Origin of the sequence: Streptomyces sp. NPDC005266 (assembly GCF_040607655.1) — a bacterium.
In the GTDB taxonomy this organism is placed as follows: Bacteria; Actinomycetota; Actinomycetes; order Streptomycetales; family Streptomycetaceae; genus Streptomyces.
The window spans coordinates 23,801-38,288 of record NZ_JBEXHC010000013.1 but is presented as its reverse complement, the minus strand read 5'-3'; the positions used below and the strand labels follow the sequence as shown (position 1 = coordinate 38,288).

General features: G+C 69.8%; 17 protein-coding genes. 8 read left to right on the top strand and 9 right to left on the bottom strand.

Annotation, left to right across the window (positions count from 1 at the left end; all coding sequences use genetic code 11):
• Positions 1-11: 11 nt before the first annotated feature.
• Complete coding sequence (locus ABZU99_RS22465; RefSeq protein ID WP_355943933.1) at positions 12-278, bottom strand: hypothetical protein; 267 nt, start codon at positions 276-278, stop codon at positions 12-14.
• Complete coding sequence (locus ABZU99_RS22460) at positions 275-1,618, bottom strand: S8 family serine peptidase (protein WP_356046245.1); 1,344 nt, start codon at positions 1,616-1,618, stop codon at positions 275-277. The genes ABZU99_RS22465 and ABZU99_RS22460 overlap by 4 nt, the downstream gene beginning before the upstream one ends.
• Positions 1,619-1,866: 248 nt before the next feature.
• Here ABZU99_RS22460 and ABZU99_RS22455 point away from each other — a divergent pair, with 248 nt between their 5' ends.
• Both ABZU99_RS22455 and ABZU99_RS22450 read left to right on the top strand, forming a co-directional pair.
• On the top strand, positions 1,867-5,013 hold the full coding sequence (locus tag ABZU99_RS22455) for an NACHT domain-containing protein (protein WP_356046243.1): 3,147 nt from the start codon (positions 1,867-1,869) through the stop codon (positions 5,011-5,013).
• Between the two features lie 102 nt (positions 5,014-5,115).
• Positions 5,116-5,778: a hypothetical protein gene (locus ABZU99_RS22450; RefSeq protein WP_355943927.1), complete on the top strand. Its 663-nt coding sequence runs from the start codon at positions 5,116-5,118 to the stop codon at positions 5,776-5,778.
• A 16-nt stretch (positions 5,779-5,794) separates the two neighbouring features.
• Here ABZU99_RS22450 and ABZU99_RS22445 read toward each other — a convergent pair whose 3' ends face one another.
• The 3 genes from ABZU99_RS22445 to ABZU99_RS22435 all read right to left on the bottom strand — a co-directional run bounded on the left by ABZU99_RS22445 (position 5,795) and on the right by ABZU99_RS22435 (position 7,573).
• Positions 5,795-6,457: a hypothetical protein gene (locus ABZU99_RS22445; protein WP_356046241.1), complete on the bottom strand. Its 663-nt coding sequence runs from the start codon at positions 6,455-6,457 to the stop codon at positions 5,795-5,797.
• A 17-nt stretch (positions 6,458-6,474) separates the two neighbouring features.
• On the bottom strand, positions 6,475-6,963 hold the full coding sequence (locus ABZU99_RS22440; RefSeq protein WP_355943925.1) for an rRNA adenine N-6-methyltransferase family protein: 489 nt from the start codon (positions 6,961-6,963) through the stop codon (positions 6,475-6,477).
• 178 nt (positions 6,964-7,141) lie between these two features.
• Positions 7,142-7,573, bottom strand: a complete 432-nt coding sequence (locus ABZU99_RS22435; RefSeq protein ID WP_355943923.1) for an ATP-binding protein — start codon at positions 7,571-7,573, stop codon at positions 7,142-7,144.
• A gap of 168 nt (positions 7,574-7,741) precedes the next feature.
• Here ABZU99_RS22435 and ABZU99_RS22430 point away from each other — a divergent pair, with 168 nt between their 5' ends.
• From ABZU99_RS22430 to ABZU99_RS22405, 6 genes are read left to right on the top strand one after another with little or no spacing between them, the layout of a single operon-like run.
• Complete coding sequence (locus ABZU99_RS22430) at positions 7,742-8,593, top strand: helix-turn-helix transcriptional regulator (RefSeq protein WP_356046238.1); 852 nt, start codon at positions 7,742-7,744, stop codon at positions 8,591-8,593.
• 10 nt (positions 8,594-8,603) lie between these two features.
• Positions 8,604-8,807: a DUF397 domain-containing protein gene (locus ABZU99_RS22425; protein ID WP_355943919.1), complete on the top strand. Its 204-nt coding sequence runs from the start codon at positions 8,604-8,606 to the stop codon at positions 8,805-8,807.
• Positions 8,808-8,825: 18 nt separating this feature from the next.
• Positions 8,826-9,029, top strand: coding sequence for a DUF397 domain-containing protein (locus tag ABZU99_RS22420; protein WP_355943917.1), 204 nt, complete (start codon positions 8,826-8,828; stop codon positions 9,027-9,029).
• Between the two features lies 1 nt (position 9,030).
• A complete protein-coding gene (locus tag ABZU99_RS22415; RefSeq protein WP_356046236.1) occupies positions 9,031-9,228 on the top strand; it encodes a DUF397 domain-containing protein in 198 nt (65 codons plus the stop codon).
• Between the two features lie 14 nt (positions 9,229-9,242).
• A complete protein-coding gene (recO, locus tag ABZU99_RS22410) occupies positions 9,243-9,989 on the top strand; it encodes a DNA repair protein RecO (protein ID WP_355857962.1) in 747 nt (248 codons plus the stop codon).
• A 39-nt stretch (positions 9,990-10,028) separates the two neighbouring features.
• Positions 10,029-10,865: an isoprenyl transferase gene (locus ABZU99_RS22405; RefSeq protein WP_355943913.1), complete on the top strand. Its 837-nt coding sequence runs from the start codon at positions 10,029-10,031 to the stop codon at positions 10,863-10,865.
• 375 nt (positions 10,866-11,240) lie between these two features.
• Here the strand turns inward: ABZU99_RS22405 and ABZU99_RS22400 are convergent, their stop codons facing one another.
• From ABZU99_RS22400 to ABZU99_RS22385, 4 genes are all read right to left on the bottom strand, one after another.
• A complete protein-coding gene (locus tag ABZU99_RS22400) occupies positions 11,241-11,660 on the bottom strand; it encodes a Fur family transcriptional regulator (protein WP_355943911.1) in 420 nt (139 codons plus the stop codon).
• A 77-nt stretch (positions 11,661-11,737) separates the two neighbouring features.
• Positions 11,738-12,616 carry a metal ABC transporter permease gene (locus tag ABZU99_RS22395; protein WP_355943909.1) on the bottom strand — a complete coding sequence of 293 codons (879 nt, stop codon included), beginning with the start codon at positions 12,614-12,616 and terminating at the stop codon, positions 11,738-11,740.
• Position 12,617: 1 nt separating this feature from the next.
• Positions 12,618-13,430, bottom strand: a complete 813-nt coding sequence (locus tag ABZU99_RS22390; RefSeq protein WP_355943907.1) for a metal ABC transporter ATP-binding protein — start codon at positions 13,428-13,430, stop codon at positions 12,618-12,620.
• Between the two features lie 11 nt (positions 13,431-13,441).
• Positions 13,442-14,434, bottom strand: a complete 993-nt coding sequence (locus ABZU99_RS22385) for a metal ABC transporter substrate-binding protein (protein ID WP_356046232.1) — start codon at positions 14,432-14,434, stop codon at positions 13,442-13,444.
• Positions 14,435-14,488 lie beyond the last annotated feature (54 nt).

The window sequence follows — 14,488 nt, the reverse complement described above, 5'->3', positions numbered from 1 at the left end:
CCGACGACCACTCACTGGATCGGCGAGTCCGGCGGCGGAATCCCGACGATGCGCTCCCGGTCGACGGACTCGACGCCGTCGATCGCCTCCAGGACCGGGATCCGGTCCTCGGCGATGGTCCCGGCCAGTGAGCCGAGCACCGGATACTCCCCGGTCACCGTCAGCCCGGCCCGCCGCACGGCCTCCACCGCCTCCGCGAACCGGTCCGGGTCGATGGAGAGGATCACCGGGACCGGACCGGACTCCGACGCCTGGCCCTGGCCCTGGTTCTGGCTCATGGGGCCTGGAGCAGACCCGCGCCGATGTCCGTGGCGGGCTGCGCCAGTGGGTACGCCCCGGACAGCAGTCGGGCTTGGAGGTCGGCCGCCGAGGCGTCGGGGTTCGCCTGGGCGAGCAGCCCGAGGACACCGGCGGTGTGCGGCGTGGCCATGCTGGTGCCGCTCATCGTCTGGTACGTGCCGTCCGGTGCCGCCGAGAAGATGTCGACACCGGGCGCGGCGACATTGACCTCGCCGCCCGCGCCGTTGATGGCGCCGTTGGAGAAGAACGCGGTCGCCAGATCCTTGCCCAGCGCCGCCACCGCGAGGATGGAAGGGCAGTTGGCAGGCCGGCCGACGGGCGCGATGAACCGGGGCCGCGAGCTCTCGTTCCCCGCCGCGGCCACGATCACCGCGCCGTGCTGCAGCGCGCGCCGGGCCACGTTCTCGTACGTCTGCGGGAACAGCTCACCGGGCTCGACCGTGGCGCCGAGCGACATGGAGATCACCCGCGCCCCGCGCGAGACCGCCCAGGCCATGCCCGCCAGGATCTGGCCGTCGGTGCCGCTGCCGCGGTCGCTCAGCACCTTGCCGGCCAGTATCCGGGCCTCACCGGCCACGCCGTAGCGCGGCGCGTGCTCGGGCTTCGCCGGACCGGCCACCGTGCCGATGCAGTGCGTGCCATGGCCATGACCGTCCTCCGGGCTCGCGCCCGGCACGAAGGACGCCGTCTCGTCGACGCACCCGGTCAGATCCGGGTGATCGGTGTCCACACCGGTGTCCAGGACGGCGATCTTCACCCCGCGCCCGGTCAGCGTCGACCAGTTGGCCCGGATCGCCTGAAGCCCCCAGGTCGTGTTCTGCTCGTCCCAGGCCGGACCCAGCGACGACGCCAGCTCTGCCCTGGTGTGGCGGGTCACCTCGTCGTCGTCACTGCGGTACGTCGGGAAGAACCCGGTCAGCGTCCGCTGCGGCTCAGTGATCACCGACGCGTAGACTATCCGCTCCGGCTCCGACGCGATGATCGTGGGCTCCGCCTCCGCCGTGGTCACCAGCGCATGCCGCTGATCCGGCTGCACATCGACGACGGCGACGCCGAGCTCGTCGAAGAGCACCGAGACATCCGGCCGTTGCAGCAGCTCGGCGGCGCCCCTGGCCTCCGCGCCGCGGACGCGTTCGACGGACGCGATGCCGACCGAGGACCGCAACGCGTCCATGCCACGCTCCGGCTCCTGCTGGTCGAGCAGTACCACATACCGCCCGGTGTACTCCGTGACCTGCCGCCCGAGCGGCGACTCACCCCGCATGGGCCGCTCCCCGTTGTGGCCCATGCCCATGGGGCCGTTGAGTCCGTTCGTCATTGGCTTCTCCGCTTCTGTGCGCTCCCCGCCGGATCGCGGACGCGCGCCAGTGCGCGGAAAACCCAAGGACGACAGCCCGGTTCTGCCGCGCACCGGCGCGGTCCCGTCGCTTGTTCAGCCCCCACGTCCACCGTCCCGCCGCTCGGGAGGCCCCGCAACTCGGGTGGCGTCGGTGAGGTCGATGTGATGCGCGGCACAGTCGCCGTGATTGCGCTATAACGGGATGTCACGGGGATCGGGGGAGAGCTGTGGCGGCTGCCAAGAGTGGTGCGGAGTTGTTGACGCGTGTCGGGCTGGCGGCGGTGAGTCTGGTGCCGCCGGCGGTGGTGGGGGCGAGGTTCTGGTCGTCGGCCGGCCGCCATCCGGTCGTCTCGCTGCTGCTGTTCCTGGCCTACGGGATGCTGATGGCGGCCCTCGGGTTCCTGTTCAAGGTCTACGGGAAGGTGGCCGACCGGTGGGTCGAGCGGGTCGCCGACGCCGTGGACCGGCGGGTGCGGTGGCGGCTCTCCCGCTTCGAACGGGAGTACCGGGCGTATGTGCTGAGCCACCATCGCTTCATCGACCTCAAGGGGCTCGCGACGCGCGGGGACTACACCCCGGGGCTTGAGGAGGTCTTCGTTGACGTCAGCCTGGTGCCGAGACCGACGCACGAGGCGTCGCGCGAATCCCTGGCGGGTGCCGAGGGAGCCGTCGTCCCGGTGCGGCAGTCCATCCGTGACTTCCTCGGTCAGCAGGAGGGGGCGGCTCTCGCCGTCATCGGCGCCCCGGGCACGGGCAAGACCACCATGCTCAAGCACCTCGCGCTCTGTCTCGCGCGGGAGCGCGGCGGACGCGGTCTGCCGGTGCTGCTGCTGTTACGGGATCACGCCGAGGCGGTCACGGCGAACCCGAACGTCCCGCTGCCGGAGATCATCGCGGCATCGCTGCGCCGGCTGAAGGGCGACGAACCGCCGGGGTGGTTCGACCGTCAGCTCCAGGACGGGCGCTGTGTGGTCCTGCTGGACGGTCTGGACGAGGTGGCCCGCGAGGCCGACCGGCGCAGGGTCTCCACATGGGTCGAGGAGCAGATCGAGCAGTACGACGGCAACGACTTCGTCCTCACCTCACGCCCCCACGGCTACGCGAGCGCCCCGGTCAACCGCGCCCGCGTCCTCCAGGTGCGCCGCTTCACCGGAGAGCAGATCGGGCGCTTCGTCCATGGCTGGTACCGCGCGATCGAGCGGCTGAGCACCGGCACCGACGACGCGGCGGTCGCGGACCGGGCGGAGGAGGGCGCCGAGGACCTGCTGAACCGGCTCCGCGCCCGGCCGGTCCTGTACGACCTCGCCGCCAACCCGCTCCTGCTGACGATGATCGCCAACGTCCACCGCTACCGGGGCGCGCTGCCCGGCAGCCGGGCGGGGCTGTACGGCGAGATCTGCGAGGTGCTGCTGTGGCGGCGGCAGGAGGCCAAGCGAAACGCCGCGACGGCGTTTCCGGACGAGCTGACCGGCGCCAAGAAGGAGGTCGTCCTCCGGGAGTTGGCCTACGCGATGATGGCCGACCGGATGCGCGACATCCGGGGCGAGTACGCGTCGGATGTGCTGCGGCCGATCCTCTTGCGGGTCTCGCCCGTGCTGTCCTCGCAGGAATTCCTGGACGCGACCGTCGTCAGCGGACTGCTCATCGAGCGGGAGCGAGGGCTGTACGCCTTCGCCCATCTCACCCTTCAGGAGCACTTGGCCGCGCTGCACATCCAGCACAGGGGACTGGTCGATGTCCTGGCCGCCCATGTGGACGACGACTGGTGGCGGGAGACGACGCTGCTGTACGCGGCGAGGGTGGATCCGGCTCCGGTGGTGGAGGCGTGTCTGGCTTCGGAGAGCGTTAGGGCGCTCGCCCTGGCCTTCGAGTGCCAGGAGGAGGCGACGGAACTGGGCCGGGTAGTGGCCCGGAGACTGGAGACGCTGCGCGAGGAAGCGCTCCACGAGCCCGTCGGCTCACCCCGGCGCCGTCTGATGACGGCCGTCACGGTCATGCGGCGGCTGCGCGACACGGTACGGCTCGGCGACGACACCCTTATCTGCGCGCGACCCGTGACGCGGGAGATCTACGGTCTCTTCGCGGCGGAAAAGCACCGGCCGCAGACAACCGGCCTCACCGACAGCCCGCTCGACCGGGTCGCCGTGGGCATGACCGGGGACGAGGCAACGGCCTTCGTGCTGTGGCTGAACAGGCTTCTGCCCGAGGATGCCGGCTATCGGTTGCCCACCGAAGTGGAAGTCGCGGATCCTGCTTTCCGCCTTGCGTCATCGGCTACTGAGCACACCGTCTGGTGTGCCCCCTCCGACTCCGATGGTGAGCCCCTGCCGGTGTCGCTGTGGGTGCCGGAGGGGGCGAAGAATCCATGGTCGCTGAGGTTGGTTGACGCACCATCCGGCCTCCTGCTCGACCCCATCCGGGGCGGCGAGGGCACTCCTGGGCTCGGAGCACTGGGGCTCCACCGGGTCGACTCCTGGCTCGGCCGCAGCGAGCAGGACGAGTTGATCCTGGACATGGGGAAGCAGGGGCTTGGCATTGTGCGAGACCTCGCCGTTACGGCGGGCCTCATCCCCTCACGGGACACCCCGTACTTTGTCCGCGGCAGCCGTGGGCGTGCACCGCGCCCCGACGCGGCCTGGAGAGAGGCGAAGTACCCGAGCCTGGTGCTGATGGTGGCCCTCGCTTGCGACGACCTCCATGCTCTGCTCCGCTCCGGTGCCCTGCCCGACGCGAGGGACCTCGCCACCCGCCGCGCCGTCCACGATGCCGTCCACGATGCCGTTCACGACGCCGTCGACCCGCGGCTGGACCCCGTGCTGGATCTCGGCGACCTCGACTCCTCTTCTGTTCCCCGTGCTGTTTTCGTGACGTCCTCCCCCGCCGACCGGGTCACCAGGCTGTCCGCCCTCCTGCTCTTCCTGGCCGGACGGCGGCAGGACTCCCGGCGCGACACCGTGCGGTTGGACACGTTCGACTCGCTCGTGCGCCGGGTGCTTTGCGGGGTCCACTTCACCGCCTCGCGCCTACGGGTACCGCTGCCGGAGCCCTTGTCCGCCCTGGCGGACAGTGCGGCGGCGACCATGCGGGTCCTCAGCCAAGCCTCCACTCCGATTCCCGGCGCCCTGGACAAGATCGCCGCCGGGATCGCGACCACGACCGCCGCTCTCGCCGACAGGTCACGGTCCATCACGGCATCGGAGGCCCGCATCCTCCGTCTTGAGGCGCTGGCGCTGGCCGAGGTGGCCGACCTTCTGCTGCGCGAGCCTGACCTGGCGGACAGCTACCGGAACCTCGCGGTGGGCCTCCTCGTCATCGAACGCCGCGCGAATGGCACGCTCACGCCGAACGAGACGATCGTGCTGGTCCGGTCCTGAACGTCTGGCGGGGGCTGCGGGACGGAGGCCGCCGCCGTGTCATGATGCGGGCGTTCGACCCGACGAACCGATAACTGAGACAACTGAAGCGAGGCGTGTGACGTGCGAACGGCGACCGGGATGGCCATGTCGGCGGCTGGGCTCCTGCTGCTGGCCACGGCGTGTGGCGGCGGGGGCGGGAACACGGATCACCCGGCCCTGTCCAAGGCGCAGCTCGGCAAGGCGGCGGTCACCGGCAGGGACCTGCCCGGGTACACGGTGGCCCGCCAAGACGGTCCCCGTGATTCCCGGATCACGGCCGACGACGCCAAGTGCCAGCCGATCCTGGACGGCATAGCGCCCGGGGCGAGCCGGAAGGCCAAGAGCTCGACGGCGGGTACGCTCTCCACGGCACATCCGTCGACCGAGTCGGGGGACGGCAGCCAATACTCCGTCATTCTCGCCGGGTTCAAGGAGCCGGATGCCAAGAAGGCCATGAGCGACCTGAGGGATGCGATCAAGGCGTGCGGCTCCGGCTTCAACACCCCGACGGAGAGCGTGCTGCAGCAGACCACAGGGGTCCGGCAGAAGAAGGCGACAGGCGGCGACGAGGCCATCGGCGTTCTGCTGGAGGGCCCGTCGTGGAAGCTGAACTATGTGATCGCCCGCAAGGGTTCCACTCTGATCAGCTTCGGCGCGGCTGACCCCGCCTTTGCGAAGGCTGTCGATGTGCCACAGCAGATCGTGGACAAGCAGACGGAGAAAATCGCCGAAGTCGCCGGTTGAGCGGGGCGGCCCTGCGCTATAGCGGGCCGTCACGGGGATCGGGAGAGCGAGCAGGGACGACGTTCTCCGGATGGTCGAGCCACACCCACTGACCGGCGGAGGTCACGGTGAGCCCGAAGCGGGTGCGTGTCGGCCGACCGGCACGCACCCACCACGCGTGCGCCGCCTCCAGCTCGTTCCAGAGCAACCGAGGCCCGTGCTGCTGCACCTCGTACTCGGTGGCGTCCGGCTCGTAGTCGACAGAGGCCCACGAGGCGCTGGTCGAGTCGGCGGGCCAGAGAGTCCACTCACCGTCGGGCCCGTGGCCCACGACCCACTGGCAGCCGGGGACCAGGACGCCGGCGGCGAACCACGCGTCGTCATCACCGAGGAAACTGGGATTGAGGCGCGTCCTGCCGTTGTCGGCTTCTCCCTGGATGACGGCCATGACGTCCCGCTCGGGTGCCTGCGCCCGCATCCACATGAACGCGCTGTCGCCGACGACCGGCCCGCAGGCCACGGCTCCGTCGGAGCCGTACTCGACGGTGAGCCGCAGCAGGACGCCGTTACGCAGGACCGTTCCCCAGGGGAGGACGATCAGCCCCCCGGGCGCGGTCTGCTCGATCCAGGCGCGGGGCACGTCGTATACGGCGCAGGTGGCGATGACGCGGTCATACGGCGCGTTCGCGGGCCATCCCACGGCACCGTCTCCGGTGATCACCGCGGGCCGGTGGCCCGCGGCCCCAAGGCGGCGCGCGCCCTGTCAGCGAGCGCGGGATCGACCTCGACAGTGGTCACCTGCTCGCTTCCGAGCCTGGCGGAGAGGAGCGCGGCGCTGTATCCGGTGCCCGCACCGATCTCCAGAACGCGCTGTCCGGGGCGGACGTCGAGGGCCTGGAGCATGGTCGCGACGACCCTCGGCATGCTCGCCGAGCTGGACGGCGTGCGCGCTGCCGTGGCGCCTGCGGTGTCGGGCGGATCCTCTACCTGCGTGACGAGAGCCTGGTCGCTGTAGGCCAGCTCCCGCCATTGTTCCGGCTCGGCGGTGCGGTCAACGGGCTCGTATCCGTCGGCGGCGCGGACCCAGATGCGATCGGGGAGGAACACCGCACGGTCGACGCGGCGGAAGGCGTCCACCCATGCGGCCGGGAGGTGGCCGCCGTCCACGAGCTGCCGGACAAGGGCGCCCGTGTCGGTGCCGGTCATCGCTTCGGCGGCTCCGGCCGCTTCGGGTCGGGCGGCGGGACGGGCTTGTCCGGCTTGTGCCCGTCGCTCTCGGCCGGATCCGGCTTGCCTCCGTGCTTCCCCATGTGATCTCCCTCCGGACTGGGTGCGATCCATGGTGTCGTGGCGTCAGGCCGGGCGGCAGGGCGCACAGGTGTACTTACTCGCTCACGGCGTCTTTGGCCGATCCGCGCAGCTCGAACCAGATGTGCTTGGCGGTGGGTTGGAGCCCGTTCTCCCAGGTGACGCCCCAGGCGTAGGCCAGCTCCTGCATCAGTAACAACCCCCGCCCGCCCTCCTCGTCGGGCCCCGCGTCGCGCGGGTACGGGTGGCGGTCCGGCGAGCTGTCCCGTACGGCGATGGTCGCGATCCTGTCGCGTACGAGGGTGTCGATGTGGATCAGTTGGGTGTTGGTGTGCTGGTTGACGTTGGTGACCGCCTCCGAGACGAGCAGCCGCGCCGTGTCCGCGAGGTCGTGCAGGTCGTTCGCCTGGAGGAGAGCGGCGATGGCGTCGCGGCACACCCTGGGGCTCCTGGGGGAGTTGGGGGCGCTGAAGCGGTAGGCGTGTGGGGGTTCAGTGAGTTCGGGCATGGCGGTGTCTCCCAACGCGGTGCGTGACTGTTCCAATGCGCTGCGCTAGCAGGACCATCAGGCATTGAGTGCAACCCTGTACTCATTCATGGAAAGACATGCACTCGATGATGGTGGCCCGGTAAGGTCGCGGCGACTCTGTGTGACAGTCAAAGGGGGAGGGTGGACATGACGCATAAGACAGCCCCGAGCGCGAGGCGGCGCCGACTCGGCGCGGAACTGCGCAAGATGCGTGAGCATGCTGGGATGACGGTGGCTTACGCCGCTCAGCAACTGGGCGCCGAGGGTGCTCGGGTCAGCAATATGGAGGCTGGGCGCTTGGGCGTGAGCGAGGAGCGCGTCAGGATGCTGGCCGCCATCTACTCCTGTGGGGACCAGGCGTATGTCAACGCTCTCGCGGCGATGGCTACAGAGCGAGGCCGGGGCTGGTGGGAGGACTACCGGGAGAGGATGGCTGTCGACGCGCTGGATCTGGCCGAGCTGGATTTCCATGCCGTGGGTATGCGTGCGGTTCAGATCATGCATGTTCCAGGGCTTCTGCAGACTGAGGACTACGCCAATGCCGTGTTCTCCACCGCCGAACCCGCGCTTACCCCGGCGCAACTGCGAGTCAACGTCTCGTACCGGCTGAGACGCCGTGAGGTGCTCGATCGAGACAACCCTCCGCAGTGCACCTTCCTCATTCACGAGGCTGCGATGAGGATGGAGTTCGGCGGGTCCAAGGTGGCCCGCGGGCAGTTGGAACGCCTACTGGTGGCGTCGGAGTGGGACAATGTCACCGTCCGTGCCATCCCGTTCTCCGCCGGAGGTTTTCCGCACGCGGGGGCCTCCGTGACGTATGTGTACGGGGTGGTTCCGCAACTGGATACGGTTCAGCTCGACGCGCCCACCGGCGTGACTTTTCTGGACGGAGAGACCCACCTCGGCAACTACCGGCGGATCCTCGACCGGACGGAGGGGCTGGCCCTCACCCCTGAAGACACCCGCGATTTCATTCATGCCATCGCCCAACGACTCTGAAGGCATCGAGATGTCCGACATACAGTGGCAGAAGTCGTCCTACTCAGCGGACGGCCCCGGAAACAACTGCGTCGAGCTCGCTCAGCTCCCCGACGCTGCGATCCTCCTTCGGGAGAGCGACGACCCTGGTGCGGTCATCGCGACCACCCCCGCTGTCCTCCGGGGGCTTATCGAGAGCGTCAAGCTCGGCGAGTTCGACCACCTGGCTGGCTGACGAAGCCGGGGGCATGGGATGTCGTACGTGCAGCACTGGCAGAAGTCCTCGTACTCCGGAGAGTCGGATGCGCACAACTGCGTGGAACTCGCTCACATACCGGGGGCCGTCCTCCTTCGGGAGAGCGACGACCCCGACGTGATCATCGCGATCACCCCCGCTTCCCTCCGGGGGCTTATCGAGAGGGTCAAGACGGGAGAGTGCGACCACATGGCAGGCTGAGATGTCGGACATACAGTGGCGCAAAGCCTCGTACTCGGACCAGAACGAGAGCAACTGCGTGGAGCTCGCCCAGAGTGACGCCGCGATCCTCCTCTGGGAGAGCGACGAGCCCCAGAACGTGATCGCGACCACCCCCGCCGCCCTCCGCGCCTTCGCGCGGGCCGTGAAGGCCGGGCGGTTCGATCATGTGTCCCGCTGAGGGACAATGACGCCATGAGTCTGTTCCGCGACGACGGCATCGTGCTGCGCACCCAGAAGCTGGGCGAGGCGGATCGGATCATCACCATCCTCACCCGCAACCACGGGCGGGTCCGCGCCGTGGCGCGGGGGGTGCGCCGGACGAAGTCCAAGTTCGGGGCGCGGCTCGAACCGTTCTCGCACGTCGACGTGCAGTTCTTCGCGCGGGGCGGCGAGCTGATCGGGCGCGGGCTGCCGCTGTGCACGCAGAGTGAAACGATCGCTCCGTACGGTGGCGCGATCGTCACGGACTACGCCCGCTACACCGCCGGTACGGCGATGCTGGAGACGGCCGAACGGTTCACCGATCATGAGGGTGAGCCCGCCGTACAGCAGTACCTGCTCCTGGTCGGCGCGCTGCGTACCCTCGCCTCCGGGGAGCACGAGCCGCATCTGGTCCTTGACGCGTTTCTTCTCCGCTCCCTCGCCGTCAACGGCTACGCACCGAGCTTCGACGACTGCGCGAAGTGCGGGATGCCCGGTCCGAACCGGTTCTTCTCGGTCGGGGCCGGCGGGGTCATCTGCGGGGAGTGCCGGGTGCCGGGAAGCGTCGTACCCTCGGCGGAGTCGCTGACGCTGCTGGGCGCGCTGCTGACCGGGGACTGGGAGACGGCGGACGCGTGTGAGCTGCGCCATGCCCGGGAGGGCAGCGGGCTCGTGGCGGCGTATTTGCACTGGCATTTGGAGCGGGGACTGCGGTCGCTGCGGTACGTAGAGAAGTAAGAAGCACGAGAAGCACAGGCAGAGGGAGACGTGGCAGGCATGGCAGGACGCGGGTTTCTGGGCCGGCAGCGGCGCGAGTACCGGGCCCCGGACCCGCATCCGTCCGGCGCCCGGCCGCCGAAGATCCCCGGTGAGCTGGTGCCGGCGCACGTGGCCGTCGTGATGGACGGGAACGGCCGCTGGGCCAAGGAGCGCGGGCTGCCCCGCACGGAGGGGCACAAGGTCGGCGAGGGCGTCGTGCTGGACGTGCTCAAGGGCTGTCTGGAGATGGGGATCAAGAACCTCTCCCTCTATGCCTTCTCGACCGAGAACTGGAAGCGCTCGCCCGACGAGGTGCGCTTCCTGATGAACTTCAACCGTGATGTCATCCGGCGCCGCCGCGATGAGATGGACGAGATGGGGATCCGGATCCGCTGGGCGGGCCGGATGCCGAAGCTGTGGAAGTCGGTGGCCCAGGAGCTCCAGGTCGCGCAGGAGCAGACCAAGGACAACGACGCCATGACGATGTACTTCTGCATGAACTACGGCGGCCGGGCGGAGATCGCCGATGCGGCCAAGGCGCTGGCCGAGGACATCCGGGCGGGCCGGCTGGACCCGTCGAAGGTGAACGAGAGGACGTTCGCGAAGTACCTCTACTACCCGGACATGCCGGATGTGGATCTCTTCCTGCGGCCGTCGGGGGAGCAGCGGACGTCGAACTATCTGCTCTGGCAGAGCGCGTACGCCGAGATGGTCTACCAGGACGTGCTCTGGCCGGACTTCGACCGCCGCGACCTGTGGCGGGCCTGCCTGGAGTACGCCTCCCGCGACCGCCGCTTCGGCGGGGCGATCCCCAACGAGGAGCAGCTGAAGAAGGACGGGCCGCAGCCGGCGTGAGCGACAGCGGGGGACGCTGGGGGAGCGGGCGGTGGGGCCGGCCTACCGCACCACCGTGGACGACACGGCCCAGGCCCTTCGCGAGCCCGGGCGCGGCACACCACCCAAGGCCGGGCGGCGCGGGTGGTGCGCGGTTGCGGAGCGGTGATCCCCGGGATCGGGATCGCGGCAGCTGACCGACGGGCAAGGGGAGTCCCGGGTCCTCGTCAGCGAGGCGGCATCGAGATCGCGACGGCGATCAGCACCACGTCTCTGGGCCGGCCGAGGTATCCGCGCTGTCCGGATCCAGCAGGCCGTCACTCCTCACTCGCCGCAAAGGCGACGCGAGGCCGCGAGGCGGCCATGACGGCGACCGTCACCGCGGACATGGCAGCGCTACTCCTTGCTCGTGGCCGCGCAGTCGCCGCAGGTGCCGAAGATCTCGATCGTGTGGGCCACGTCCACGAAGCCGTGCTCGGCGGCGATCGCGTCGGCCCACTTCTCCACGGCGGGGCCCTCCACCTCGACGGCCTTGCCGCACGCGCGGCAGACCAGATGGTGGTGGTGTTCCTCGCTGTTGCAGCGGCGGTAGACCGCTTCGCCCTCCGTGGTGCGGAGGACATCGACCTCGCCGGCGTCGGCGAGGGACTGGAGCGTGCGATAGACAGTGGTCAGGCCGACCGAGTCGCCTCGGTGCTTGAGCATGTCGTGCAGCTCCTGCGCGCTGCGGAACTCGTCCACCTCGTCCAGCGCCGCCGCTACCGCGGCGCGCTGTCTGGTGGACCGGCCGCGTACCGGGGGACCCGCGGTCACCACAGGTGCCTCCTCAACCTCGCCTGCTCGTCGCTCCTTGCCCGGCCATTGTGCCAGTTAACGCCCTGGCTACGGGTCGGCTACGACTGGACCAGCACATCGTCCTTCAGGGTGCACCGTTCCTCGGCGGCGGCGGTCCGCGCGGCGCGTTTTTTCGCCAACGGGGCGGCCAGGGCCGTGATCAGGGCGAAGACGCCGATGGCGAGGACGACGATGCTCGCGCCGGGCGGGACGTTTCGGTAGAAGGAGAAGACGGTTCCGGACAGGGTCACAACCACGCCGATGGAGATCGCCAGCGCGAGGGTCATCGCGAAGCCCCGGGTGGCCTGCTGGGCGGCGGCGACCGGGACCACCATCAGGGCGCTGACCAGGAGCAGCCCGACAACGCGCATGGCGACGGTGACGGTGACGGCGGCGGTGACGGCCAGCAGCAGATTGAGCGTCCGTACGGGCAGGCCGGTCACCCGGGCGAACTCCTCGTCCTGGCATACGGCGAACAACTGGCGGCGCAGGCCGAGCGTGATCAGCACGACGAAGGCCGCCAGGAGCGAGATCGCCACGACGTCCTCGCGGGAGACGGTGGTGATCGAGCCGAAGAGGTAGGTGGTGAGGTTGGCGTTGGAGCCGGTCGGCGAGAGGTTGATCAGCAGCACGCCGCCCGCCATACCGCCGTAGAAGAGCATCGCGAGCGCGAGATCGCCGCGGGTCTTGCCGTACCAGCGGATCAGCTCCATCAGAACGGCGCCGAGGGCGGAGACCGCGACGGCGGTCCATACGGGGTTGGTGCCGGTCAGGAAGCCGAGGGCGACGCCGGTGAGCGCGACATGGCCGATTCCGTCGCCCATGATCGCCTGGCGGCGCTGGACGAGGTAGATGCCGACGGCGGGGGCGGTGATGCCGACCAGGACGGCGGCGAGCAGGGCCCGCTGCATAAAGGCGTAGTCGAGGATCTCGAGCATCTCAGGTCAGCAACCCTGTCCGGATCGGTTCGGCGTCGGGCGCCGCGTGGGGGTGGACGTGGTCATGGCCGGGCAGCGCATGCTGGCCGACGGCCTTGGGCGGCGGTCCGTCGTGGACGACGCAGCCGTCGCGGAGCACCACCGCGCGGTCGATCAGGGGCTCCAGCGGGCCGAGCTCATGGAGGACGAGGAGGACCGTGGCGCCCTCGGCCACCTGCTCGCGCAGCGTCCCGGCGAGGATCTCCTGGCTGGCGAGATCGACCCCGGCCATCGGCTCGTCCATGATCAGCAGCTCGGGTTCGGCCGCCAGCGCGCGGGCGATCAGCACCCGCTGGTGCTGGCCGCCGGACAGGGCGCTCACCGAGTCCCGGGCGCGGTCGGCCATGCCGACGAGCTCCAGCGCCCGGTGGACGGCCGCACGGTCGGCCTTGCGCGGCGGGCCGAACCCGCGGCGGGACAGCCGGCCCGCGGCGACGACCTCGCGGACGGTGGCGGGGACGCCACTGGCGGCGGTCGTGCGCTGTGGTACGTAGCCGATCCGGGCCCAGTCGCGGAAGCGGCGGCCGGGGGTGCCGAAGAGGGTCAGCTCGCCGCCGGTCAGCGGGACCTGCCCGACGACGGCGCGGACGGCGGTGGACTTGCCCGAGCCGTTGGCGCCGAGCAGGGCGACGACCTCGCCGCGGCGGACGGCCAGATCGACGCCGCGCAGCACGGGGCGCCCGCCGAGGGAAGCGGTGGCACCGCGCAGGGATATGGCCGGTTCGGGGTCGGCGGCGGGGGGTGCGGGCTCTGTGGCTGCGGCTGCGGCTTCCATGGGGTCCTCCGTCACTTGGTGCCCAGTGCCTGCTGCAGGGCCTTGAGGTTCGACCGCATCACTCCGAGGTAGTCGTGGCCCTTGGACTTGTCGCCGATGCCTTCGATGGGGTCGAGCACATCGGTCTTCAGATGAAGATCGCCTGCCAGGGTCCTCGCCGTCTTGTCGCTGACCAGCGTCTCGAAGAAAACGGTGTTGACCTTGTCCTTCCGCGCGATCGCGTGCAGCGCCCTGACCCGGGCCGGGCTGGGCTCGGACTCGGGATCGAGGCCGGATATCGCCTCCTGCCTCAGGCCGTAGCGCTCGGAGAGATAGCCGAAGGCGGCGTGGGTGGTGATGAAGGTGTCCGAGGTGCGGTCCTTCAAACCGTTCCGGAAATCCTGATCGAGGGTGTCCAGCTGCTTGACCAGAGCCGCGGTGTTCTTCTTGTAGGCGGCGGCGTGGTCGGGGTCGGCTTTCTCCAGGGCCTTGCCGACGCCCCGGGCGGCCTGGGCGTAGCGCACCGGATCCAGCCAGATGTGGGGGTCGGCGGCGGCGTCGCCGCCGGAGTGGGCGTGGTCGTCGTGGCCGTGCTCGTCCTCGTGCCCCTCCTCGCCCTCGTGGCCGTGCTCGCCCTCGACCTCCGTGCCGTGGTCCTCCATGGTGGTGTACGAGGCGGCGTCGGCGACGTGCCGGGGCTCGGCTTGGCCGACGGCGCGGTCGACGGAGGGCTGCAGCCCCTTGAGGTAGACCACCAGACCTGCCTTGCTGAGGTCCGCGGTCTGGCGGGGGCTGATCTCCAGGTCATGGGGTTCGACGCCGGGTTTGGTCAAACTGGAGACATGGACCTTGTCCCCGCCGATCCGCTGGGCGAGGAACTGCATCGGATAGAACGACGCCACCACGTCCAGCTTGCCGTCCGTCCTTCCGTCTCCGGCGTTGGAGGAGCAGGCTGTGAGCGTGGTCAGGCTCATCGCCGCAGCCCCTATCAGGGCTGTAGCGAGGCTCAGGCGGCGTATGTTCATGACTCTCATTTTCAACAAAGGTGGAAACGATTGTCAACAAGTGGGCCCTCGCTG

Coding starts and splice junctions, on each gene's coding strand:
- ABZU99_RS22465 (WP_355943933.1), bottom strand. CDS start 278: ATGAGCCAGAACCAGGGCCAGGGCCAGGCGTCGGAGTCCGGTCCGGTC.
- ABZU99_RS22460 (WP_356046245.1), bottom strand. CDS start 1,618: ATGACGAACGGACTCAACGGCCCCATGGGCATGGGCCACAACGGGGAG.
- ABZU99_RS22440 (WP_355943925.1), bottom strand. CDS start 6,963: ATGACCGGCACCGACACGGGCGCCCTTGTCCGGCAGCTCGTGGACGGC.
- ABZU99_RS22435 (WP_355943923.1), bottom strand. CDS start 7,573: ATGCCCGAACTCACTGAACCCCCACACGCCTACCGCTTCAGCGCCCCC.
- ABZU99_RS22430 (WP_356046238.1), top strand. CDS start 7,742: ATGACGCATAAGACAGCCCCGAGCGCGAGGCGGCGCCGACTCGGCGCG.
- ABZU99_RS22425 (WP_355943919.1), top strand. CDS start 8,604: ATGTCCGACATACAGTGGCAGAAGTCGTCCTACTCAGCGGACGGCCCC.
- ABZU99_RS22420 (WP_355943917.1), top strand. CDS start 8,826: ATGTCGTACGTGCAGCACTGGCAGAAGTCCTCGTACTCCGGAGAGTCG.
- ABZU99_RS22415 (WP_356046236.1), top strand. CDS start 9,031: ATGTCGGACATACAGTGGCGCAAAGCCTCGTACTCGGACCAGAACGAG.
- recO (WP_355857962.1), top strand. CDS start 9,243: ATGAGTCTGTTCCGCGACGACGGCATCGTGCTGCGCACCCAGAAGCTG.
- ABZU99_RS22405 (WP_355943913.1), top strand. CDS start 10,029: ATGGCAGGACGCGGGTTTCTGGGCCGGCAGCGGCGCGAGTACCGGGCC.
- ABZU99_RS22395 (WP_355943909.1), bottom strand. CDS start 12,616: ATGCTCGAGATCCTCGACTACGCCTTTATGCAGCGGGCCCTGCTCGCC.
- ABZU99_RS22390 (WP_355943907.1), bottom strand. CDS start 13,430: ATGGAAGCCGCAGCCGCAGCCACAGAGCCCGCACCCCCCGCCGCCGAC.
- ABZU99_RS22385 (WP_356046232.1), bottom strand. CDS start 14,434: ATGAACATACGCCGCCTGAGCCTCGCTACAGCCCTGATAGGGGCTGCG.